Source organism: Fontibacillus panacisegetis (assembly GCF_900102215.1).
GTDB classification, from domain to species: Bacteria; Bacillota; Bacilli; order Paenibacillales; family Paenibacillaceae; genus Fontibacillus; species Fontibacillus panacisegetis.
Genome location: NZ_FNBG01000019.1, coordinates 79,234 through 103,743, shown reverse-complemented (window position 1 = coordinate 103,743; position 24,510 = coordinate 79,234). Strand labels below are relative to the sequence as shown.

The following is a 24,510-nucleotide window of genomic DNA, read 5'->3' as shown; positions in this document are numbered from 1 at the left end:
CAGTATCTCAGTATCTCAGTATCTCAGTATCTCAGTATCTCAGTATCTCAGTATCTCAGTATCTCAGTATCTCAGTATCTCAGTATCTCAGTATCCTCAGTATCTCAGTATCTCAGTAACTCCGTAGCTCCGTACTTCCGTACCTCAAGTAACTATGTACCTCAAGTAACTATGTACCTCCAACAGCTCGTAACTCAGTTCCTTTAATCCCTTTACCCCAGTAATCCCAAGACAGCCCAATCCATTAAATGTATAAATTCCGAGCGGAATACAAAGATTTCTATTGCGTTTCATGATATTACCCTTTATATTGGGATAAAGACCGAGTTGCCGGGTGCGTGACAGGATTGTATGACTGAAGCGGCAACATGGAAAATTCTGAGGAAATGAAGGGGGAATTGCAGCATGAAACCATCAATTTGGAAATGGAGTACACGTACAGTTGTTACGATTGGAATTGGTGCGGCATTATATGGTGCAACGAGCTGGATCGGCATACCTATAGCTCCGGACACTCAACTGCGACCAGCTATTGCGTTGCTTGCGATTTTTGGAGCACTTTTTGGCCCGGTGGTAGGCTTTATTGCTGGACTTATCGGTCATATTATCAATGATTTTATTACGAGCGGAACCGTATGGTGGGGCTGGGCGCTTGGTTCAGGGATCGCTGCGGCGTTCATGGGGCTGATTTATCTTTCCAGGGATTTCAATCCCAAAGAAGGTCTGATTAAGAAAAAGCATCTGATTCAGTTTTTGATATACGGCATTATAGGTATTTTCGGGTCGCTTGCTTTCTCGGGTTTATTCGATATTGTGGTCATGGGTGAACCGAACGATAAAATACTGATTCAAATCGTATCTGCAGGCCTTGCGAATCTTGGCGTATTTTTTGTTCTTGGCATTCCTGCTGTATGGGCGTATGCGAAGCGCAATCAGAGCAATACGAATTTGACAGTAGAGAGATAGGGGTTACTTGTAGTTATGCAGCCTGTTATTTCATTTCGCAATTTTAGTTTTCGATATAAAAGTCAAACCCGGCCAACGGTTAAAAATGTGAATCTGAACATCATGCCCGGGGAAAAAATATGGATTGCCGGTCCCAGTGGTTCCGGTAAATCGACATTAGCCCATTGTATCAATGGGCTAATTCCCTTTTCATATAGTGGCGAGATTACTGGAGAATTGCTGTTGAACGGACAGGAGGTGTCTGGTCGCAGCATTTTTGAGCGTAGCCGTAGAGTCGGTACGATCCTGCAAAATCCAGATGCCCAGTTTGTAGGCCAGACGGTGGGTGAGGATGTTGCTTTTCAAATGGAAAATGAAGAGGTAGCTCCTGGGGAGATGAAGCCGAGGGTTTATTCCTCGCTTGATTTGGTAGGGATGCTGCAATATGAGGAACAAGGCCCGCATGACCTGTCAGGAGGACAAAAGCAAAGTGTGTCTCTGGCTGGTGTACTGTCCACGCAGGCAGACATTCTTTTATTTGATGAGCCACTTGCTAATCTGGACCCTGCGAGCGGAACGAGAGCCATGGGGCTGATCGATGAAATTCACAAAACTGGCGGGAAAACGGTTATTTTAATAGAGCATCGGGTTGAGGATGTCCTTGGGCAGCCTATTGATCGAATCGTGATCATGAGTGAAGGAGAGATCGTGGCTATAGGTACGCCGGAAGAGCTGTTGCGAGGGGGTGTCCTTCCGAATTATGGACTTCGCCAGCCTCTATACTTGAACGCTCTAGGTTATGCTGGAATCAAACTGGAGCATTTGAATAATTTAAGCACACCTGAAGCTGTTACTGCTGAAAAGGAAGTCTCACAGGATTATAAACAACAAATTGAATCGTGGATATCTTTTGTTGATCAGAACAGAGAGCAGGATAAGTCGAACATTTTGCTGGATATTCGTGATGTAAGTTTCTCCTATTCTTCGGGTAAAAATGCCAAGGATGCAGTAAAGGAAGTTTCTTTTTCCATTGGAGCAGGTGAGAGAGTAGCGCTGCTTGGAAGCAATGGGGCAGGAAAATCCACGTTATCCGGACTAATTACGGGTCTTTTTAAGCCGAGGAGCGGAGAGATTAGCTGGAGAGGTGAAAATATCGCAGACTGGTCCATCCGCCGAAGAGGCGAAGAGATCGGTTACGTGATGCAGAATCCGAACCATATGATTACTCAGCATATGATTCGTGATGAAGTAGCTTTAGGCCTGCAAGCGAGAGGGATTGTGGATCAAGAGAAGGAACGTAGAGTTAATGAGGCTTTGCAAATTTGTGGTTTATATCCCTATCGTAACTGGCCAGTGTCTGCACTGAGCTTTGGGCAAAAAAAGCGTCTCAGCATATCGTCCATTCTGGTGCTGGAGCCGAAGCTGATGATTCTGGATGAGCCGACTGCCGGACAAGATTATCGTCATTACACGGAGTTTATGGACTTTATTAGCGGATTGGCTGATCAAGGAATGTCATTCCTGTTCATCACTCATGACATGCATTTGGCACTCGAATATGCGGACCGTGCCGCCGTGATGGCTAATGGGGAGATTATAGCGGCGGATACGGTTGCTAATGTGCTTTCAGACAGGACAATCACAGAGCAAGCCCGTCTTCGAGAGACAAGCCTGTCCCGTTTTGCCAAAGCTTGGGGTATTTCCTCGCCAGCTCAGTTCGTCCAAGCCTTTATTAATATGGAACAGCGAAGCAAGATGCTGAACATGGGAGAGGGTGAAGCGTCTCATGAGTAAAGCAGGCAGCCTGTTTGTTGAGGGGGACTCTTTTTTCCATCGTATGGATGGAGCGGTTAAGCTTATTATGCTGTTGACTTGGACGGTGGTCACCTTTTTGTTCCTGGATTTGCGGATATTTGTGGTTATGCTGGCGGGTGGTGTAACTATGCTGCTGCTGTCTCGTATACCGGTCAAGCGAATGGCGCTTTTATTCTGGGTACTGGCGATTTTTACGATCATTAATAGTGTTTTTATTCTACTGATTACCCCGCGATTTGGTTCAACGCTAACTGGAAGCAACACCCCGCTAATCCCGATTGGATACGATACAATTAATACAGAAACGCTTTTTTATATTTTGACTTTGTCTTTAAAATACTTAACGCTGCTTCCGATCACCCTGCTGTTTATTTTTACTACGCACCCCAGCCGATTTGCGGCAAGCCTCAACAAGCTAGGGGCTCCATACAAGCTGGCTTATTCAGTGAGCATAGCTTTTCGGTATATCCCCGACTTGACGCAGGAATTCAAAAACATTTTAAATGCCATGCAAATGCGCGGTCTCGGCATTTCGCGTAGCGATGGAAGCTTATTGCGTCGGATGCGAAATTTGTCACTCGTTGTCGTGCCGTTATTGCAATCATCCCTTCAGCATATTGAATCTGTATCGGATGCGATGGATCTTCGAGGTTTCGGAGCAAGGCCAAAACGCACATGGTATATGGGAACTCCAATGTCCCGCAGTGACAAGACCGCAGCCCTGTTATGCGGATTACTGCTTATTTTGGCTATAACAGTAAAAGTATCGTTTATAAAAGGATTCTGGTATCCCTTCTAAACCTGGCATCAAATTGCTGGTATAATTGAAATATTGGAGTCACATGGCAAGGAAAATTTGGATATGGATAAGTGTGTCCTTGAAATATGTGCTTTTGATATGTACTATGGTTGAAGAACATTACGCAATCAGGGCAGTACTTGAATACGTATTATTAGAATAGGAGTTGTCATAAATATGGCTTTAAAGGCGGGAATCGTGGGCCTTCCGAACGTTGGGAAATCCACATTGTTTAATGCAATTACACAAGCGGGTGCTGAATCTGCCAACTATCCGTTTTGCACCATTGACCCGAACGTGGGCGTGGTAGAAGTACCGGACGAACGATTGGATAAACTGACTGAGCTGGTCGTTCCAAATCGTACAGTGCCTACAGCGTTTGAATTTGTGGATATTGCCGGTTTGGTTCGCGGCGCTAGTAAAGGTGAAGGACTCGGAAACAAATTTTTGGCACATATCCGTGAAGTGGATGCGATCGTTCATGTTGTTCGCTGCTTTGAGGATGAGAATATTACACACGTAGATGGTAAAATCAACCCGATCAGCGACATTCAGACAATCAATCTGGAGCTGATCCTGGCTGACCTTGATAGTGTAGAGAAACGAATTGACCGTTCCCGTAAAAACATGAAGGGCGGCAACAAGCAGTATGAGAAGGAAGTAGAAGTGCTGGAGCGAATTAAAGAAGCGCTTTATAACGATCAGCCGGTACGAAGCGTTGAATTGTCGGAGGATGAGAAGCTGATCGTTCGCGACCTTCATCTCCTTACGTTGAAGCCTGTATTGTATGCAGCAAATGTCAGTGAGGATGGTGTAACTGAAGCGGATAGCAATCCTTTTGTACAGCAAGTGAAGGATTTCGCTGCGGCAGAAAATGCGGAGGTCGTTCCGATTAGTGCCAAGGTAGAGGCTGAAATTGCCGAGCTTGATGGCGAAGATAAAGCGATGTTCCTTGAAGAATTGGGTCTTGAGGAATCCGGTCTTAATCGTCTGATCAAAGCGGCTTACCGTTTGCTCGGATTGTACACTTACTTTACAGCCGGTGTTCAGGAAGTTCGTGCATGGACGATCCGTAAAGGCACTAAAGCTCCAGGAGCAGCAGGGGTAATTCACTCTGACTTCGAACGCGGCTTTATTCGTGCAGAGGTTGTTTCGTATGACGATCTTGTAGCAGCAGGCTCCATGAACGTAGCGAAAGAACGTGGTCAACTGCGCCTTGAAGGTAAAGAATATGTGGTGCAGGACGGCGATGTAATGCATTTCCGTTTCAACGTGTAATTTCAACTTTTTATCTGGAAATTATGATAAAGGATCTCGTCGATGACGAGGTCTTTTTATATCTGGCGTGCTTTTTTTGGCGTTAGTAAACGGGTTGTGAGAGGGAATTGGGCGGGATCGTGTGAATTTGTAAGTACCTGTGGTCTGTTCATTGAGTAAAAAATATGATATAATAAAAAGTCGTTTATTCTTGCTAATTTAAAGTGGAGATAGACGCTTTTTCAGGATGAATGATGATTAAAGATTGTTATTATAAAGTGAGGTGCTTCCCTTGTTGGATCGACTACAATCCCTGGCAGATCGTTATGAGAAGCTGAGTGAGCTGCTCTGCGACCCGGACGTAGCTAATGATACAAAGAAACTGCGGGATTATTCTAAAGAACAATCGGATTTACAGCCGGCTTTTGAGGCGTACACTGAATATAAGACTGTTATCGAAGAACTTGAGGCAGCTAAAAATATGCAGGCTGAGAAGCTGGACGATGAAATGCGTGAAATGGTTAAAATGGAAATTGATGATCTGACGAAGCGTGAGCAGGAGCTGGAAGAGACGATCCGGGTACTGCTGCTGCCAAAAGATCCGAATGACGATAAAAACGTAATCGTAGAAATTCGCGGTGCTGCGGGTGGGGATGAGGCAGCTTTATTTGCGGCTGATTTGTATCGTATGTATACTCGCTTTGCTGACTCACAAGGCTGGCGTGTAGAGCTGATGGACGTGAATGAGAGTGACCTTGGCGGATTTAAAGAGGTAATTTTTATGATTAACGGACGCGGAGCCTATAGCAAAATGAAATACGAGAGCGGCGCCCATCGCGTACAACGGATTCCGTCCACAGAGTCCGGCGGACGCATTCATACCTCGACTTCAACAGTTGGTGTTATGCCGGAAGCGGAAGAAGTAGATATTGAAATTTTGGATAAAGATATTCGTGTCGATACGTTCTGTTCCAGTGGTGCAGGCGGTCAGTCTGTTAATACGACGAAATCGGCTGTACGCGTAACACATATTCCTACGGGTATCGTGGCAACATGTCAAGATGGCAAATCCCAGAACTCTAATAAGGAAAAGGCGCTACAGGTGCTTCGGGCACGTATCTCTGATATGAAACGTCAGGAAGAAGAAGCGAAATATGCAGGCGAGCGCAAGAGCAAAGTGGGTACGGGGGATCGCAGTGAACGGATTCGGACGTATAATTTCCCGCAAAGTCGGGTCACTGATCACCGCATTGGTCTCACGCTGCATAAGCTTGACCAAGTGATGAATGGAGATATTGAAGAAATTATCTCAGCGCTGAATCTCGCAGAGCAGGCGGAGCTGATGGATAAAGGAGAATAACAAATTGAATGGTGAAGGATATGTATTATCCGGAGCGCTCAATATTTTGGAAGCCCGAAAAGAGGCTTCTTCTTTTTTAGCGGCAGCCGGTATTAATGACCCTGACTCAAATGCAGATCTGCTTATTCGCCATGTGCTTGGACTGGAGGGGGCGGCGTATCTCATGGCGCTGCGCGATCCGTTCCCGGAGGACCGGAAGGCCGAATGGGAAGAAGTGATCCGCCGCAAAGCGGCGGGTGAACCAGCGCAGTATATTATCGGGGAGCAGGAGTTCTACGGCTTGACCTTCAAGGTCAAGCCGGCGGTGCTGATCCCGCGTCCGGAAACGGAGCTGCTGGTTGAAGGAATCGCCAACCTGGGCGATTCCTTATGGCCGGGCGGCGCACCGAAGGTCGCCGACATCGGGACAGGCAGCGGCGCGATTGCCGCTGCTCTCGCACACCTGCGCCCAGCCTGGGCTATTACGGCGAGTGACATCTCGCCGGAAGCGCTTGAGGTGGCGCAGGAGAATGTCCGGCGGCTCGGCCTGCAGGTGAAGTTCAAGCAAGGGGACTTGCTTGAACCGTTCTGCGGCGAGTCGCTGGACATTGTGGTTTCGAATCCGCCGTATATACCGGCGGAGACGATCGCGCACCTGCAGCCTGAGGTGCGCGACCATGAGCCGCGCGGGGCGCTGGATGGCGGACCTGATGGACTCGCCCCGTATCGCAAAATGATGGCGCAGCTCTCTTTGCTGCCGCAACCGCCACGTCTGATAGGCTTTGAGCTGGGTATGGGACAAGCGGAAGATGTCGCTGATCTGTTGCGTACGGCTGGACATTGGGACAAAATCATAACGATTCCCGACTTGGCAGGCATCGACCGCCATGTAATTGGAATAAAAAAACACTAGAGATTCGATGTGCAAAGGATAATAATTGCTGATGCAGGCAAGCAGTTGAAGTGGATGCAGAATGGTTGTAAGGTCCAATAGACTTCGAGCTGAGTTTTCCTTACAATAATGAGGAGACTATCGATGGCCAGAGTGTTTGAACTCCAAGGTAGGAGGAACGGAGGACAGGATCAATGCTTAACAAATTAAAGAAAATCGACTACACGATCGTGTTCATTCTGCTGGTCCTGATGGGTATCAGTATTGCGGTGCTGTATAGTGCGACATCTAATACAAAGTTTCATGGCTACGAGCTTCGGATGGCTCTGTATTATGTGCTTGGATTTATCGCTTTTTTTGCAGTGGCAATGATTGATTATCGGTTGTTTGTAAAATACGCACTGTATATTTATATATTTGGGATCGCGCTGCTCGTCGTCGTCATGTTTGTCGGAAGTACACTGAACAATGCAACAGGCTGGATCAAGCTAGGGGGCTTCAGCTTTCAGCCCGCCGAATTTTTTAAACTACTGCTGATAATGTTCCTTGCATCCATGCTGTTGATTAAACGGAAGCCGCGTCTGACCTTTTGGCGGGATGTTGTGCCTATTTGTTTGTTCACATTCATTCCTTTTGTCCTCGTTATGGCACAAAATGACCTTGGTAACGCACTCAGCTACGTGATCATTCTAGCAGGGATGCTGTGGATCGGTAACATCAAATACACCCACGCGCTGATTGCACTGGTTATTTTTGCCGGGTCGGTGTTCGGTGGAATTACCGCATACAAGGTGTATCATGATGAAGTTTACACTTTTTTTGAAGATATCGGGCGTGAGCACTGGATTGAACGGATTGACCCTTGGCTCGTGCCTGAGAAGGCAACGGCTAAAGCCATTTACCATACAAAAAACGCTAAACTTGCGATCGCTTCAGGAGGTATGACCGGAGAAGGATACATGAAAGGGGAGACGGTACAATCAGAACGTGTTCCGTTAACGTATTCAGATTCCATTTTTGTCGTCATAGCTGAAGAATTTGGGTTTTTAGGTAGTTCGATATTGCTGCTGCTCTATTTTGTGTTGATTCATCGGCTGATTTTGATATCTCTGGAGTGCAAGGATCGAAGTGGGCCATATCTTATCGTGGGGATCGTGGCGATGCTCCTGTATCAAATTTTTGAAAATATCGGGATGTTCATCGGGCTAATGCCTCTTACCGGGATTACGCTGCCGTTTATCAGTTACGGTGGTACTTCACTCTTAATCAATATGGCCAGTATTGGCGTTGCGATGAGCATACGTATTCATGGCCAAGAAGCGTCGGATGAGCACACACGCCCAGTCTCGCGGTATGCGTTAAAATCAAAGGTTGGAGGAAGAACTTCTTAATAAAAATATAGCGGTAATTCAGGCGCTTGCTGTAGTGATCGGCGTCTGGGTTATCTTTTTTTTGTATATACTGACTCGGTTAAGGTTCCGGTGAATAGTAACTGTACAAAATACACTTATTTTAGAGAATTAGAGTCATCTTCTTTTAAAATAGATACTGCAGTTGTATGTTATGCAATTAATTTAGGAAAAAAGCTATTTATAGGGGAATTAAGTGTATTTAATGCAACTCCATCTGAAAAGCACTATACCTATACCACTTGATTATTTCATAGATTTATAGATTCATAGGTTTAACTCTCTCTATTACGGACATACTGATAGACATCAGAAGGTTGCGTGAGGGGAGCTGGAGACACATGAAGAGCCAAGGCAGATTTGAAAGCAGCAGTCGATCAGGAAATTATCATAGACTTGGGCGCCAAATTGCACTTATTATGTTTAGTATTTTTATTTTGTTGATGTCATGGGAAGGGCAGAGGGTGGATTCGGCCGCAGTTGCGGTAGAGGGGCAAAAGGTGATTCCTCAGGATTCGATTCGGCTTCGTATTCTGGCAAATTCGGATAGAGCCAGCGATCAAATTGTTAAGCGGCGTGTGCGTGATGCTGTTGTGGAGCAAATGAACAGTTGGGTAAGGCAATTGGATAACCCTCAAAGCTTGGATGATGCTCGGCGCGTGATTAGCGAAAATTTGGATTCAGTCGAAAAAATCGTAGAGCAAACACTTAGAAGCAGCGGCAAAAACTACGATTACACAGTGGAATTAGGCGTTGTTCCTTTTCCTACAAAAATGTATGGCGGTGCCATCTATCCTGCGGGAAATTACGAAGCGCTTCGTGTAACGCTTGGTGAAGGGAACGGGAAGAATTGGTGGTGTGTGTTGTTTCCTCCGCTTTGTTTTGTGGATGCTGGAAGCGGTGATGCATTAGCACAAAATAAAAAAGCTGAAGCGTCGAAAGCAAAAGCAGGAGATGGTTCGGCTGGTAACGAATCCTCGGCCAAATTGACAGCTTCAGCTGCTGGAGCCGAAGGGGATGCGACTCAAGTTCAGGCTGATCCTGAGGAGACGGAAGTTCGATTCTTTTTATGGGATGTGCTCACAGGTTTCTGGAATTGGGTAACAGGGTTGTTTGCCTAAAACAGGTCGATTCTGATGCAAAATATCTATGATCCCGGATGGGTTAGGTTATAATAGAGTAGTTAATGAGTTGCTCTGTGTTCTGGCAAATATATTTTACAGTTTGGGATGATTACAAGTGGACAATAACCTTCGACATACAGGAAATAATCAGAAGTCAGGAAAAAATGAGAGTTTAGCGCATTTAGAGCAGCGTGACACCCGAATGTGGGATGTTACGGGTGCGATGGTTTTTGTGGAGTCACAGTCAGGAAAGATCCTGAAGGACGATGACGCCCAGCTTGCAGCTGCTTTGCAGGAAGCAGGGGAAATACTGGCTTCAGGTGGGACGGTCGCATTTCCTACGGAGACGGTATACGGTCTTGGTGCAGATGCGAGAAATACGGAAGCGGTGGAGGCGGTATTTGCCGCAAAGGGGCGGCCATCCGACAATCCGCTGATCGTACATATTGCCTCCATGAGCCAGCTCGATGGTCTCGTCACAAGAGTGAACGAGACGGAGCGTCGGCTTATGGAGGCGTTTTGGCCGGGGCCGCTGACGGTGGTGCTTCCGGTAGCGCCCGGCGCCGTCTCGCCTTGCGTGACGGCGGGCTTGTCCACCGTGGGCGTGCGCATGCCCGCCCACGACATTGCGCTGCGGCTGATTGCCGCAGCGGATTGCCCGGTGGCAGCGCCTAGCGCCAACCGGTCCGGGCGACCGAGCCCGACGCTGGCAAGCCACGTCGGCGAGGACCTGGCCGGCCGCATCGACGGAATCGTCGACGGCGGGCCAACGGGTGTTGGCGTCGAATCGACGGTTGTCGAGGTCGGCGCCGATGGCACTGTGACCGTGCTCCGCCCTGGCGGGATCACGGCCCGGCAGCTCGCCCGCGTAGCCACCGCGGGCGTGCGGCTGGACGCCGCCCTGCTGGAGGCGGGCGGCGTGGATATCCCGGCGCCGCGTGCGCCGGGAATGAAGTATACGCATTATGCGCCCCGCGGCGCAATGCGTATTGTTGCGGGAGCCGCCCCCGAGAGGGTGGCGGCCCGCATCCAGGCCGAGCTGGACGCAGCGGCCGAGCGCGGTGAGACGACGGGAGTGCTCGCCTTTGACGAGCACCTCCCTCGCTACCGCGCGGATTGCGTGGAGTCGCTCGGCAGCATAGCGGCGCTGGAGACGGCTGCGCATCGTCTCTATGCCGCGTTACGCCGCTTCGATGATCGCGGCGTAACGTGCATTCTCGCCGAGTCATGCCCGCAGGACGGGCTTGGCTCGGCCGTGATGAACCGGCTGTTAAAAGCAGCCGGGCACAACGTGATTCACGTGTAGCTCGTTTCAACTTGACCCTTTCCTATTTTATGGGTAATCACTCCTTGAAATAAGCTTGATAGAACAAAAAACTGGTAAAAGTGCAGGTTTTTGCACTGCAATCGTACATCAAGGTAGAAAAGCCTGCAAAAGTGCAGCAATCTAACTGTTTTAGCTCCAAAACTTGAAATGAAGTACAAAATTCCTGCATTTTCGCAGGGATTTTTCTATACCGACTAACATGATGGTAAAGAGATGCACTTCTGCAGCAATTTCTCAAATTTTAATCTAGTTAGCCGCATTCTCTAAGCACATCAGTATTCAAATTTAAAGTTAACCTAGTAATTCGCACCCAGTTGCAGTCATCGCGGTCAGTCGAAGTAATCGCACCCAGTTGCAGTCATCACAAATCACAATCAGTTACAGTAATCCCAAATAGTTGCAGTGTTCCGGTCAGTTGCAGTAATCCCACCCATTCGAAGTAATCACAGTCTATCACGGTCCATCACAGTCAGTTCCAGCAGTCTCAATCCATCCAATCAGCGTAACTCTTATCGTGTCCTGCATCAGTCCTAACCTAATTTTTATCATAGCTGTATCCATATCGTACAATTTTCTGGTCCATATTTTAGTCGTTTACAGTCCATCTAACCCATTAATCTACCTGAATAATCAGAAGGAGGCGTTGCAGATGATTTCCATCGGACTTACCGGCTGGGGGGAGCACCCTGACTTATATCCTCCTGGCACTTCTGCAAGGCAAAAGCTCACGATGTATGCGAAGCATTTTCCTGTAGTGGAGGTGGATAGTTCTTTCTATGCCATACTTAATCAGGATACTTATCGCCGCTGGTTGAGTGAGACACCGCCGCATTTTAGCTTTATCCTAAAAGCTTATCAGGGAATGACGGGGCATACTCGCGGTAAATCGCCTTATGACGGGCCAGGAGAGATGTTTCGGGCATATTTGGATTCGATTTCTCCCGTAATAGAAGCAGGTCGGTTGAAGGCGATCATGTTCCAGTTTCCACCTTGGTTTGATTGTACCTCTGAACATGTACGTCAGCTTCGTGCGGTCAAAAGATGGATGGGAAATCTTCCGCTCGCTCTCGAATTCCGTCATCAGAGCTGGTTTACTCCTGATACTAAAGAAGGAACATTATCCTTTATGCGTAAAGAAGGCTGGATTCATATAGTCTGTGATGAACCACAAGTGGGGCAGGGTTCTGTTCCTACGGTACTTGAGCCCACTAACCCTGACCTTACCATTGTTCGTCTTCATGGGCGAAATGCTGAAGGCTGGAGTCAGGGCAGCGCTCCGAACTGGAGAGAAATACGAAATCTGTATCGGTATAATACGGAAGAGCTTTTAGAGTGGCGCGATAATCTGGCTGTATTGGAATCCAGAGGCACGAAGGAAATATGCATGATTCTTAATAACAATTCAGGTGGAGACGCCGCTTCCAATGCTAAGGAAATGAGTGGGATTCTTGGTATGGCTGCTGTAGATCTACCGCCTAAACAACTGGATCTATTCGGCCTTGATGAATAATGCCTCCTTTTGTTCACGCTTGCTTGCAATAGGACTTTAAAAAATGTTATTACTATGAATAACCTTTTTTATGACACGCTTGGCAGCCGTTGGGAGGACAAATAGTGGAAGTTTTTGAACTAGTACTTATTATGCTTGGACTTATTGGGGTATCCAATGTGCTGAATCGGTTCATACCGTTTGTTCCGGTTCCTTTGCTTCAAATTATTCTTGGAACGCTCGTGGCCTTACTGCCATTAGGGCTTCATCTGGAATTAAATACGGAATTGTTTCTTGTGATGTTCATTGCACCGCTGCTTTTTAATGACGGCAAAAGAACGCCAAGAGAAGATCTGTGGAATCTGAGATCACCGATTTTATTGCTTGCGCTTGGTCTGGTATTTGTCACAGTATTTGCTGGAGGTTATCTCATTCACTGGCTTATACCGAGTATCCCGCTGCCTGCTGCATTTGCGCTTGCGGCTATTTTGTCTCCGACAGATGCTGTAGCGGTTGGGGCATTGGCAGGACGTATTCATTTGCCAAAAGGAATCATGCGGCTGTTAGAGGGCGAGTCTCTCATGAATGATGCTTCAGGACTTGTGGCGTTTAAATTTGCGGTAGCTGCCACAGTAACAGGCGTATTTTCCATTACTGATGCTGCACTCAGCTTCTTGTGGATTGCGATCGGGGGGCTTGTGTGCGGGGCGGTTGTTTCTTTTATTATCGTATGGATACGTATGTTCATTCGTAGGTTAGGGATGGAAGACGTTACGATACATATGCTGATTCAAATTTTAACTCCATTCCTTATATACATCATTACGGAGGAATTTGGTTTATCCGGTATTTTGGCTGTTGTCGCAGGCGGGATTGTTCACGCTGTTGAACGGGATCGTTCAGAATCCTTGCAGCCTGAGTTGCAGGTCGTATCTAATAATACATGGTCCGTTATTCTTTATATTTTGAACGGGCTTGTATTTGTCATTCTTGGATTACAAATTCCCGGAGCGACGGAAACGATAATTGAAAGTCCGGAATATAGCAATTTGCAGGTAGTAGGCTTTATTGGGATTATTTTTGCGGGTCTTATTTTATTACGCTTTGTATGGGTGTACTTGTTCTGGAAAGGATCCTGGCTTTTAGATACCGGAGAAGAGATGGAGAGACCAAAGCTGACCTCATCCATTTTGATTTCTTTGTCTGGTGTGCGTGGTGCGGTTACCTTGGCAGCGGCGTTTTCTATTCCGTATGTGCTGCAGGATGGAAGTCCATTCCCTGAGCGTGATCTGATCATTTTTCTGGCTGCCGGAGTTATTCTCGTCTCTTTGATTATCGCAAGTGTCTTTTTACCATTGATTTCGAAAAAACCAGATAGTGAAGGCGACAATGAAGAAACGCGCGAGCGTGAAGTACGCATTGAAATGCTGAAAGCAGGCATCACCGCTGTTAAAGAAGCGACTAACGATAGCAATCGTGCGGCTGCAGCAGAAGTAATATCCAGTTACCATCGTCAGATTTTCAAACAGCAAAATGAGAAGGACCACGATTGGTCGAATTCGAAAAGGAATAAAGTAGTGTTGAATCTTCGTCTTGTAGGGATTCAGGCGGAGCGTTTGGAGATTCAAAAAATGCTGGATCACGGCGAAATAAGTGATGAGCTGGCCGTTAAGATTCAGGGAATCGTAGATCAAATGGAAGTCGTCATGTCGAACAAAATAAAAATGCAAGTTCTAGTATCGTTTTATCGCATTCAGCGGATATTTATGAAGCCGTTTTTGAAAAAGACGCATAAGAAGCTTTCGGCTGACCAGCTTGGGAGACTGCGAGCTACGAGACTGCGGACAAGTACAGCTGCGGTAAATGCAATCAAGGCTCAAATGAATGATAGCAATCGCGGAGCCGCATTGTCTGTTATAGCCCATTATAATGAATTGATCGCACGTCTTCAGAATGGACATAAAAATGTAATTGATGAAAATGATGAGGACGCATTTGATCAGTATAAAAATGAGCTTCGGATCAAAGCCATTCAAGCGCAGCGCAACGAGTTGCAATCCATGTTCGAGAAAGGTGAGCTTAGCTTTTCTTCGACCACTAAGTTAAGACAGTACATGAATTATCTAGAAGCAGGCATTCTAGAGCACGAGGAAGAAGAGTAAAGACATAGATGTTCAAAAGAGAGTTCAAAAAGATAGCTTTTTGAACTTCCTCTTAAGTCTGAGAATGAGTCATGAAGCTTGGCCGCCTTGCATATGGTTGTACAAGAGATTCTTGGACAATGGGGGATGGCGGTATGGCTGAGGCTTATGAGCAGCTTGGGGAGCTAATGACGATTCTTCTCATGGCGATTGCACTGGGAATGGATGCCTTTTCTCTAGGGATCGGCGTTGGAATGCGTGGAGTACAGCGCAGAGACGTGATCCGCATCGGAAGCGGAGTAGCGCTATTCCATGTCCTGATGCCGCTGCTCGGTATTTTTGCGGGTCAGTATGTCGGGTTATTGTTAGGTCACTTGTCCAGGTATGTATCCGGTGGGTTGCTTCTGCTGCTTGGCTCACATATGATCATTAGCTCGATAAAAGGCAGCGGCTTTCAGCCCATCAATCATCGAACCTATTTTGGAGTTATGTTATTTTCGCTTAGTGTGAGCATAGATTCTTTTTCGGTAGGAGTATCGCTGGGCATGTTTCACAGCAATTTGATGCTAACGGTGCTGGCATTCGGCCTTTTGGGAGGACTGATGTCTATTATCGGACTGGCTCTGGGTAGTGGTGTAAGCCGAAGCCTTGGTGAATATGGGGAAGCAGCAGGTGGAGCTATACTACTGGCGTTTGGTCTGATGTTTATCTTTTGATACAATATGAGTAAGTGCAGTTTTGCGAAAAATAAAGAGGTGGACATAGATGCGAATATTGTTTGTATGTACGGGTAATACTTGCCGCAGCCCTATGGCGGAAGGTATGCTGCGCAAGCTGGCTCGGGAGCGAGGGCTACGAGTGGAGGTACGCTCTGCGGGGGTTGCTGCTTTGGAAGGAACGTCTATGTCGCTGCTCGCTGAAGCCGTATTAAAAGACCAAGGGATAAAGGACAACATTACATCCACTCCTCTCGGAGGGGAACTGGTATCGTGGGCGGATTTGATCCTTACCCTTACAGAGAGCCACAAGCGCCAAGTCATCTACTCGTTCCCTCAAACTGCTGATAAAGTGTACTCTTTAAAAGAGTATGTCGAGGATAATAAATCGGTTTTAGCGGATCAGGAGGAACTGCAGCAGTTGATAGCCGATGTGGAACTGGATCGAGCTCTGGGCAATCCGCAAAATGAGGCGAAAATACGCCGGATCAATGAGATCGCGCGGCGATTGCCGATTTATGATATCTCCGATCCATTTGGTGGGTCGCGAGAAATATATGATCGTACAGCGACAGAAATTCGGGAAGCTCTTGGCAAGTTGCTTGATAAATTAGACAGGGCGGATAACGACAACTAATTTTCTTGTACCTGGAACTCTCTCGAGAGAGGGAGGGTAAAGGAAAAAAAGTACGCTATTCAATTGAAATTGATATAAATTTATATAATAGAGGAATATTTTTCCTTTATTTTCCGAATGAAGGCACATTTGGGTCAACTTTGGGTAGTTTCACTAATCATAAAGGAAAAAAGTTCCCCTATTATCTGATAATTAGCGCGAAATCGTGAAATAGGGGAAAATAACTACCTTATTTAATGAACTTCCCATTTGCCACTCCACCCACCATTTCAGCGTCACTTTTGATGCACATTGTCCCGTTTGCCGCTCGCCCCTCCCGTTTACCAGCATTTTTTTCGTATTAAATTGGGTTGCATTTGTTCGACTTATGCTTTATTCTAATACCATAATGAAGATCCGATGTAACTGGCGACAAGAGTGGATCAAACCACGATGGAGCATCGGAACATACGGCCGGTCGCCTGGGCAAAGAGCAAGACGTTATTATTAGCGTCCTGCTCTTTTTTCATCATTTAAGGAGGTTCAATAATCATCTTTTGATCACCGAGGAGCCGATTTTTGAACTTGAACTTAAAGTCAATCCATTCCTTAAGATGTAAAGTTTGTCGTCATGACGCTACTAATTTGGGTATAATAATAGTAGTTTGTGTCGAATGTATAGGCATCTTTGGAAAAGGGGCATGTAAAATGGATACGGAAGATCTCGGAGCGATTCGGGAACAGGTTGCTGAGATTTTGCAGGAGCTCGTTGGGATTGCAAAGCTTGGCAAAGGTAAACTTGTCGTCGTTGGAGCAAGTACCAGTGAGGTAGCTGGGGAGCGTATTGGAACTGGTGGTGCAGTGGAGATTGCTGCGGAGCTGTTCGCAGGGATTGATCGGATCAGGCAGCAATACGGTTTTGACGTTGCTTTTCAATGCTGCGAGCACTTGAATCGTGCACTTGTTGTGGAAAGAGATGTTCTAGAGCGGTTAGGATTAACGGAAGTAGCTGCTGTTCCTGTACCTAAGGCTGGCGGATCGATGGCTGCGGTTGCCTATACTCATTTGTCCGAGCCATGTCTGGCTGAAAGTGTGCAGGCTCATGCCGGGATAGACATCGGAGAGACGATGATCGGCATGCATTTGCAGCGGGTAGCTGTTCCATTTCGGCCATCACGGCGCTTTGTCGGAAAAGCGCGTGTGACTGCTGCGTGGACACGTCCCAAGCTGATTGGCGGGGAACGTGCAGTGTATGCTCCGCAGAAGAACGATCAGAATCAGGAATCACATTTATGTCAGTAAATGAAATCAGAATATTTTATTATATTACCCAGAGAGGATGTTGAACTATGGATCAATTGAGAAAACAGGACCCGGCAGTACTAGAGGCAATGAATTTGGAGCTGAAACGCCAACGCAACAACATTGAACTGATCGCTTCCGAGAATATCGTAAGCGAAGCAGTTATCGAAGCAATGGGATCTGTACTTACTAACAAATACGCAGAAGGATATCCGGGCAAACGCTACTATGGCGGCTGTGAGCATGTTGATATCGTTGAAGATATCGCTCGTGATCGTGCTAAAGAATTGTTCGGAGCAGAGCATGCGAATGTTCAACCTCACTCCGGTGCTCAAGCTAACCTTGCTGTATACCTGACTGCACTCAAACCTGGAGACACTGTTCTTGGTATGAACCTTGCGCATGGTGGTCACTTGACACACGGTAGTCCAGTTAATGCATCCGGTTTTTTCTATAATTTCGTAGCTTACGGTGTGCAGGAAGATACCTTCCGCATCGATTATGATGAAGTTCGTAAAGCAGCATTCAAGCATCGCCCTCGTCTGATCGTTGCTGGTGCAAGTGCTTATCCACGCATCATCGACTTTGAAAAGCTTGCTTCCATCGCTAACGATGTAGGTGCTCTCTTCATGGTGGATATGGCGCATATCGCAGGTCTGGTTGCTGCGGGTCTTCACCCAAGCCCAGTTCCACATGCGCATTTTGTAACTACAACAACTCACAAAACACTTCGCGGACCTCGCGGCGGTATGATTCTGTGCCGTAAGCCTTGGGCAGCAGCTATCGATAAAGCGGTATTCCCTGGTACACAAGGTGGACCACTTATGCACGTGATCGCTTCCAAAGCAGTAGCTCTTGGTGAAGCATTGCAGCCTTCTTTTAAAACTTATGCAGAAAACGTTGTGAAAAACGCTAAAGTATTGGCCGAAACGCTCATCAGCGAAGGACTTAACCTTGTATCTGGTGGCACTGATAACCACTTGATGCTGATCGATACTCGCAACCTGGACATCACAGGTAAAGATGCTGAGCACGTACTTGATTCTATCGGTATCACAGTTAACAAAAATGCGATTCCTTTCGATCCAACCAGCCCATTCGTAACTAGCGGTATTCGCATCGGTACTCCTGCAGCAACTTCCCGCGGTATGGACGAAGCAGCTATGAAAGAAATCGGTCAAATTATCGCAACAACCTTGAAATCGCCTAAGGACGAAGCTGTCCTAGAAAAAATGCGTACTCAAGTTTCCAACCTGACAGATCGTTTCCCGTTGTATTCTGAGTTGAAATATTAATCTAGAGACATGGGTATCACAAAATAAAATAGCTTAAAATATATATCTCCCTCGGAATTGTATCAGAGCTTACAGGGCTTCTGGTACATTCCGGGGGATTTTTACTTGTAAAAATAATTATATAATACTAGTAAAGGATATTATTGACATATATATTAAATATAGCTATACTTGCTTTAGTAAACGATTACATAATATTGGAAGAGAAGGATATATCATATAGTTTAAAGTGTTGAATGGTGGATTTAGCTTGTTGTTTTGTTATCCCACATAACAAATCTTTTTTTGCTCGTTCAAGCAAACGTTTTCACTGACCTGTTGTAGGTGATAGTTAAGGTGATATTTGCCTTAACTATAGAGCTGAACTTGGAAGGAGGTGAATGATATGAGTTCTGGTACTTAATTGTAAATATTTTATAGTATGGATTTAGACTATTGTGATCATGTAAATAAACCATGAATTTTACATAGTATTTATACAAGTAGCATCAAGTTATATCAAAGAATTTTGGTAGCGATTACATTCAAAGTAGTGAGAGGAGATGTAAGGAATATATGCATTTGTTAATTTTTATTCAATTCTTTTTTAGTGTAGTGTTCTTTATGGCAGCTTTAGGTAAGTTGGTCAAGCCAGCTACATTCTCAGAAACAATGAGGCAGTTAGGAATTAATCGATCGCGGACAAACTCTGGAGTACTGGCTGTTGCTTTTTTGGAATTGATTGCGTGTGTGCTATTAGTAGTTCCAACTACATTATTAATTGGGAAAATAATTTCTCTTATTCTGATATGTTTATATATTTTGGCGTCTTGGAAAGCGAGAGGAAGACTAGTTAAATGCAACTGGTTTGGAGGATTAGTCATTGAACAATTTGGTATTGTAATGAATTTAAGAAACTTAATATTTCTAATCATGTGTATATATATGATCGTGATGCCAGATCCCTTAGTGATTGAAAACTATTCTTTAGCAGATATTAGTCAGATCATATTTTCCTCCGTTGGCTTAATAATTATATATTCACTTGTTTTAATGGTAACTCAATACATTAAGTTATTCCCAGGGGAGCAACGATAAATTAATGAAAGGGTGTCAAACATGCTTGGAACATTGGATTTATCCTATATCATTCTATGGTGCATTGTAATAGTTATCTCAATTAGTGTGTTTGCAATTTTGCGAGAAGCTATCAAAGTTAAAAGTAACCTATATGAGCAGCATGAGGGATTACCGAAGGGCAGCGATTTTCCTTTAGAAAGTAATATACCCATTAACGGAAGTCCAATGAATATAAGGAATAACGAAAAGATAGGAACATTAATATTTTTGACATCTACTGGTTGTTTAACTTGTTCCAAAGTGTATCCAATTATTAACGATTTCCAGAAAAATAAGCCTCTGTATCAATATTTAATATTTATGATGGGGACCGAAGAGAGTGTTAGTAATGCAATAAAAGAATATAACATTAAGGCACCAGTTGTTAGAATGGATAATTTAAAAGATCTTCAGGCTCCTTTTGTTCCATTTGGATATTTTGTTTCGCAGGATGGAGTTATCCAAGCAAAAGGGGTTGTGAATAATGAAGGACACGTCCAATCATTAATATTGTACGGTGAAGAGCGGGTATCTGCATAAGTAAGCTGTAAAGAAAAGAGTATTAAGTGGCTAACTGCTTATTGAATTAGATTCCAGGAAAGGAGGTGAAAAACATGTGCACTTCATCATATTTATATACTTACTGTAATACTAACTCATGCTACAAAGGGACTGAAACATGCCGGAGATATGGCGATGGTTGCTACGAATGCAACTGTGTTAGGAATTCTTGTGGCAATAATTATTAATTAAAACGAACAAAGGTCTGCCGTTCAGTTAGAACGGCAGACTATTTAATAATCATTTGTTATTAACAAGTTAAATATTCTGATGAAGTGAATCAAATTTTTTTAAATGAGAAGTCAGTGGGGGTAAATAAAATTGAGAGAATGATAAACAAATTTTTAAAAAGGGGTGTGTAAATGAAATTTCGACTAATATTAGTTATTTTATTGGTCTCAATTATATCTTCTGGGTGTTCCTCTGCTAGTAACGAAACAATTCAATATGAAGTTGATCCTTTGTCGGAAGCTACCATTACAGTGGGATATGGAGATAAAGACTCATTCGACTTTTTTTATGGAAATCTATTTCGAGCAAAGTATCCGAATATTGAGGTTGCGATAACTAATAATGTAGATGAACCGGACGTATTTGCACTTACCTTCGATAAATATGAAGAATTTTTGGATGAAGGCAAGTTGTATGATTTAAGCAACGCAATTACGAATGATGCATTTAAATTAGAGGGTATGAATCAGGATGTTATTGATCTCCTTAGACAAAGCGGCAGAGGGAAATTATACGGTTTACCACCTTACTTTAGCAATCGTGCTCTTTTTTATAACAAAGATTTATTTGATAAGTACAAAATTCCATATCCAACAGATGGTATGACATGGGGGGAAGTCCTTCAACTAGCTAAACGCTTTCCGATAGAGGATGGAGTAAGTGGTCTGTATACTCGTAGTCTGGGCGATTTGCTGAGTGACATGCAACTAGCTAAAGGTCTTGAGAAAATCAATATCAAAGATATGAAAGTTACAGTTAATACAGATTCCTATAAGAAGTTATTTCAGACTATTGAGGATGCAAATGAAACACAAGCGATAAATTTTTTTGAACATGATGGATTTGCAAAAAATGATCCTTTTATAACGGGGCAAAGTGCAATGTTTTTTGGATACTATACCTATCTAAATAACAATATTTATGGGGTCAAGCAAGAGCAAGGAGAAGATCTTAATTTAAATTGGGATGTAGTTACAGCACCAGTAGATGAATCCAATAGGGAAGCGACACCTTATTTCTTTATTCCAATGATTTTCGCTGTTAACGCAGAATCCCAAAATGTTCAAGCAGCATGGGAGTTTGTGAAGTTTGTAAATAGTGAAGAGTTTGCGAAAGTTAACTCCCGGACAACTACGAATAATATTCCGACAAGAACTGATTATGTATATAATCCTGAAGGTAAGAGATTAGAAGCTTTTTATAAGAATCTAAATATGAATATGGGTATAAAGGATTTTAGTAAATACAATAAGATTCCTAGTAAGTTTTATGGCATTCTGGATGGCATAATTGAATCGGAATTAAAGGCTGTTACGGTTGGTGCTAAATCAATTGACGAGGCACTTGTGTCTATTGAAGAGCGTGGTCAGCAACAACTGGACCAACAATTAGCTGAGAAGACCAATGAAGAAAAAAAATAATCGTATTACCACAGGAGTGATCCCATGAATAAGGTATCTACCCTATTCAACAAACTCTTTTTAACCCATAGCAACAAATCACAAGAGACAAATCGTGCTGACCCTGATCAGCCGCGAGGTGGAGGAGTGGGTGATCTGATCCCTCTTTTTAAAGTAAGAGATCAGTTCGGAAAGAAGATTATTTCTGAAAAAGTCCCAGGTAAAGTCACGAAATTAGTATTTTTAAGCGATACCTGCGGTTTATGTTTTGAGGTACTGCAAATGCTGGCTAATCAATCAGGCGTTTACAATTATTTGGTCTTTAAAGGTGACGAAGATACATATTCAAACGTAAGCCACAAGGACTTACATTATAATTTTCCTATTATACGCTCTACCAAGGTCGTTGATTTGTTTGGGATTAAAAGAGTTCCCACGATTGTAACTCTGGATTCAACGGGAATCATTGAGAGAGTAGATGAGGTAGCGGACATTGAGAATTTATTCTGTTACTTGGAAAATTAAGAAAAATCCAACTTTGCCACTAAGCAGAGAGGATGATTGTGATGCGCCGTTTATTTTTGAAGCTCTACAGGTATGTGTATTGCTTGAAATCACAAAAAAATAAGAATCATGCGTTTATGCCAAGGAATCAGGGTCTGCCTGTAGGCAGTCCATTTCCTGGCCTGGTGGATGCTGATGCCCATATGGATTTAAAAGAGCACGATGGAATCATCGTTCTATTTCTCTCCACGACGTGCCAGGCATGTATTGAAATTTTTACTACAATTAACAGCTTGGCAGAGAGATGGCCGAGTAAGAAAATGCTTCTGTTTATATTTGGGGATGATGCTGAGTTCAGACAGGTTCAAAAAGAACACCAAATTGAAATCCCTATGATTCCATACGAGCAGACTCAGTTCGAATTATATAAGACGGCGATTTTCCCCTATGTATATGTTCTTTCCGATCAAGGAATTGTTTTGGCACAAGATACGGTGAATACTGTCGAGAAAGTCGCTGTAATCGTAAACAAGGGGATTAAGGGCATCGAAAACGTGCAATTTACAGGGACAGGGGGCAAAAAGGAATGACAATAGATCATGATCCAAATCCGGGAAAGCTCCTGACTATTAATGAATACAGCGATCAGAACGGTCAGTTGGTTCAACTGAATAACATGAAGGGACCAAAAATTTTGTTGTTTGTGTCCATGCATTGTGTGCGCTGTATTGAGCTGTTGCCTCAGATCAGAGACTTACGTTTGCCTAATACGGGTGTAGTTATTTTTTCAACAGGTGATCAGGAGGATCATAGGGAGCTGGATGATTTCTTGCATAATAAATGGAGCATCGTGTCTCTATCTCCAGAGCAAATGGAAGAGGAATTTGAAGTAAAAACACATCCGTTCTGTATCGTAGTTGATGAATATGGGCGAATTTTAAATAAGGGTAACGTGTATAGCGGGGAAGATGTGAGCAATCTTGCAAGTGTGAATGGCGAAGGCAAGCTAAAGAAGCTGTTTAGTCATTTATTCCATTAAACTGTGATAGGGAGGCGGCCATAATGGATTCATTATATTTTGATTTTTGTGCATCCACACCACTCCATCCTGAGGTTTACGATGAGCTGATGCATTCAACGAAACAAATATTTGCGAACCCATCCTCTGTTCACGACATGGGCTTTGAAGCTAATCTGCGAGTAGAAGAAGCAAGGGAACGAATATCCGTGCTGCTCCAGGTGATGCCTAATGAAGTGATTTTTACATCAGGAGCCACGGAGAGCAACAACCTGGCGATCTTGGGAGTTGTTCGAGCATGGGCAAAAAAAACAGGACAAATTCCGCATGTGCTTACTACGCAAGTTGAGCATTCTTCGGTCTACAATTGCTGCAAGCAATTGGTGGCAGAGGGCGTAGAGGTTACATTTTTGCCAGTGGATCGCAACGGAGTGGTGAGTGTATCGACTATTGAAGAATCCATGCAACCGAATACTGTACTCGTAAGTGTAATGCATGTAAACAATGAGACAGGAGCTATTCAACCCATTCAAGAGATCGGAAAGCTATTGAGAAATAAGCCTGACATCCATTTTCATGTAGATGGAGTACAGGGATTCGGCAAACAATCTTTATTAATCGAAGATATTGATCTATACACGCTATCAGGACATAAAATCGGCGGACCTAAAGGAATTGGTCTGTTAATTATAAAAGAAACCGTTGAGCTTGCCCCGTTGTTGTATGGAGGAGAACAAGAGCGTGGCATAAGACCGGGTACAACCAATGTTCCCGGGGTATTAAGCATGGCAACGGCTATTGAGCTTACTCTTAAAAATCGGGAAGAGACGATGAGGGTGTTGACTACCTTGCATGATCTGGTGTATTCAAAGCTTGTGACAATCCCTGAAATCATCATGAATAGTGCTCTACCTCCTTTGTCCTCACCTCACATCATTAATTTTTCATATATAGGAAAAGGGATCACCTCTGCCATATTAATCGGGATTCTTGCTAAACAGGGAATCGTTGTATCCTCTCAGTCAGCCTGTTCCTCCAAAGCAAAAGCAAGCCGTGTATTAATGGCCATTACAAATGATGAAATGATCTCCTCAAGCAGTATCAGACTTAGCCTGCATGAATCAGTTAGCTTGAAGGATGCTGAATATCTCTTGGATTCTATTGAAAAAATGGTGAACCACGTGAAAACTAAAAATAAATTTGAGTTGCTGCAAGGGGTATAAGAGAGGTGT

General features: G+C 44.4%; 22 protein-coding genes and 1 riboswitch. All 22 genes read left to right on the top strand.

Annotation, left to right across the window (positions count from 1 at the left end; genetic code table 11):
* The first annotated feature begins 405 nt into the window (after positions 1–405).
* Entirely contained in the window at positions 406–966 is a 561-nt protein-coding gene (locus BLS49_RS16040) for an ECF-type riboflavin transporter substrate-binding protein (RefSeq protein WP_091232712.1), read from the top strand.
* A gap of 15 nt (positions 967–981) precedes the next feature.
* A complete protein-coding gene (locus BLS49_RS16035) occupies positions 982–2,739 on the top strand; it encodes an ABC transporter ATP-binding protein (protein WP_091232709.1) in 1,758 nt (585 codons plus the stop codon).
* Positions 2,732–3,559, top strand: coding sequence for an energy-coupling factor transporter transmembrane component T family protein (locus BLS49_RS16030; RefSeq protein WP_091232706.1), 828 nt, complete (start codon positions 2,732–2,734; stop codon positions 3,557–3,559). The genes BLS49_RS16035 and BLS49_RS16030 overlap by 8 nt, the downstream gene beginning before the upstream one ends.
* Before the next feature lie 177 nt (positions 3,560–3,736).
* On the top strand, positions 3,737–4,837 hold the full coding sequence (gene ychF, locus BLS49_RS16025; RefSeq protein WP_091232704.1) for a redox-regulated ATPase YchF: 1,101 nt from the start codon (positions 3,737–3,739) through the stop codon (positions 4,835–4,837).
* A 271-nt stretch (positions 4,838–5,108) separates the two neighbouring features.
* A complete protein-coding gene (prfA, locus tag BLS49_RS16020; protein ID WP_091232702.1) occupies positions 5,109–6,176 on the top strand; it encodes a peptide chain release factor 1 in 1,068 nt (355 codons plus the stop codon).
* A gap of 4 nt (positions 6,177–6,180) precedes the next feature.
* On the top strand, positions 6,181–7,068 hold the full coding sequence (gene prmC / locus BLS49_RS16015) for a peptide chain release factor N(5)-glutamine methyltransferase (RefSeq protein WP_091232699.1): 888 nt from the start codon (positions 6,181–6,183) through the stop codon (positions 7,066–7,068).
* A gap of 173 nt (positions 7,069–7,241) precedes the next feature.
* Positions 7,242–8,438 carry an FtsW/RodA/SpoVE family cell cycle protein gene (locus tag BLS49_RS16010; protein WP_091232696.1) on the top strand — a complete coding sequence of 399 codons (1,197 nt, stop codon included), beginning with the start codon at positions 7,242–7,244 and terminating at the stop codon, positions 8,436–8,438.
* 359 nt (positions 8,439–8,797) lie between these two features.
* Positions 8,798–9,577, top strand: a complete 780-nt coding sequence (spoIIR, locus tag BLS49_RS16005) for a stage II sporulation protein R (RefSeq protein ID WP_091232693.1) — start codon at positions 8,798–8,800, stop codon at positions 9,575–9,577.
* A gap of 118 nt (positions 9,578–9,695) precedes the next feature.
* Complete coding sequence (locus BLS49_RS16000) at positions 9,696–10,886, top strand: L-threonylcarbamoyladenylate synthase (RefSeq protein WP_425432157.1); 1,191 nt, start codon at positions 9,696–9,698, stop codon at positions 10,884–10,886.
* Between the two features lie 670 nt (positions 10,887–11,556).
* Positions 11,557–12,417, top strand: a complete 861-nt coding sequence (locus BLS49_RS15995; RefSeq protein ID WP_091232690.1) for a DUF72 domain-containing protein — start codon at positions 11,557–11,559, stop codon at positions 12,415–12,417.
* A gap of 104 nt (positions 12,418–12,521) precedes the next feature.
* A complete protein-coding gene (locus BLS49_RS15990; protein WP_091232687.1) occupies positions 12,522–14,558 on the top strand; it encodes a Na+/H+ antiporter in 2,037 nt (678 codons plus the stop codon).
* A 134-nt stretch (positions 14,559–14,692) separates the two neighbouring features.
* Positions 14,693–15,253 carry a manganese efflux pump MntP gene (locus BLS49_RS15985; RefSeq protein ID WP_091232729.1) on the top strand — a complete coding sequence of 187 codons (561 nt, stop codon included), beginning with the start codon at positions 14,693–14,695 and terminating at the stop codon, positions 15,251–15,253.
* 49 nt (positions 15,254–15,302) lie between these two features.
* Positions 15,303–15,890: a low molecular weight protein arginine phosphatase gene (locus tag BLS49_RS15980; protein ID WP_091232684.1), complete on the top strand. Its 588-nt coding sequence runs from the start codon at positions 15,303–15,305 to the stop codon at positions 15,888–15,890.
* 391 nt (positions 15,891–16,281) lie between these two features.
* Positions 16,282–16,364: riboswitch (ZMP/ZTP riboswitch) on the top strand.
* 213 nt (positions 16,365–16,577) lie between these two features.
* A complete protein-coding gene (locus BLS49_RS15975; protein WP_091232682.1) occupies positions 16,578–17,171 on the top strand; it encodes a TIGR01440 family protein in 594 nt (197 codons plus the stop codon).
* A 47-nt stretch (positions 17,172–17,218) separates the two neighbouring features.
* Entirely contained in the window at positions 17,219–18,466 is a 1,248-nt protein-coding gene (glyA, locus tag BLS49_RS15970) for a serine hydroxymethyltransferase (protein ID WP_091232680.1), read from the top strand.
* A gap of 555 nt (positions 18,467–19,021) precedes the next feature.
* Positions 19,022–19,543: a MauE/DoxX family redox-associated membrane protein gene (locus tag BLS49_RS15965; protein WP_091232678.1), complete on the top strand. Its 522-nt coding sequence runs from the start codon at positions 19,022–19,024 to the stop codon at positions 19,541–19,543.
* Positions 19,544–19,564: 21 nt separating this feature from the next.
* Positions 19,565–20,104 carry a thioredoxin domain-containing protein gene (locus BLS49_RS15960; RefSeq protein ID WP_091232676.1) on the top strand — a complete coding sequence of 180 codons (540 nt, stop codon included), beginning with the start codon at positions 19,565–19,567 and terminating at the stop codon, positions 20,102–20,104.
* A 383-nt stretch (positions 20,105–20,487) separates the two neighbouring features.
* A complete protein-coding gene (locus BLS49_RS15955) occupies positions 20,488–21,777 on the top strand; it encodes an ABC transporter substrate-binding protein (protein ID WP_091232673.1) in 1,290 nt (429 codons plus the stop codon).
* A gap of 24 nt (positions 21,778–21,801) precedes the next feature.
* Positions 21,802–22,281 (top strand): TlpA family protein disulfide reductase, encoded by a 480-nt coding sequence (locus tag BLS49_RS15950; RefSeq protein WP_091232670.1) that lies wholly within the window; start codon positions 21,802–21,804, stop codon positions 22,279–22,281.
* Positions 22,282–22,322: 41 nt separating this feature from the next.
* Positions 22,323–22,850, top strand: a complete 528-nt coding sequence (locus BLS49_RS15945; protein WP_091232666.1) for a thioredoxin domain-containing protein — start codon at positions 22,323–22,325, stop codon at positions 22,848–22,850.
* Complete coding sequence (locus BLS49_RS15940; protein WP_091232662.1) at positions 22,847–23,299, top strand: peroxiredoxin family protein; 453 nt, start codon at positions 22,847–22,849, stop codon at positions 23,297–23,299. Before BLS49_RS15945 ends, BLS49_RS15940 begins: the two co-directional genes overlap by 4 nt.
* 23 nt (positions 23,300–23,322) lie before the next feature.
* Positions 23,323–24,501 (top strand): cysteine desulfurase family protein, encoded by a 1,179-nt coding sequence (locus tag BLS49_RS15935; RefSeq protein WP_091232659.1) that lies wholly within the window; start codon positions 23,323–23,325, stop codon positions 24,499–24,501.
* The last annotated feature ends 9 nt before the right edge of the window (positions 24,502–24,510 follow it).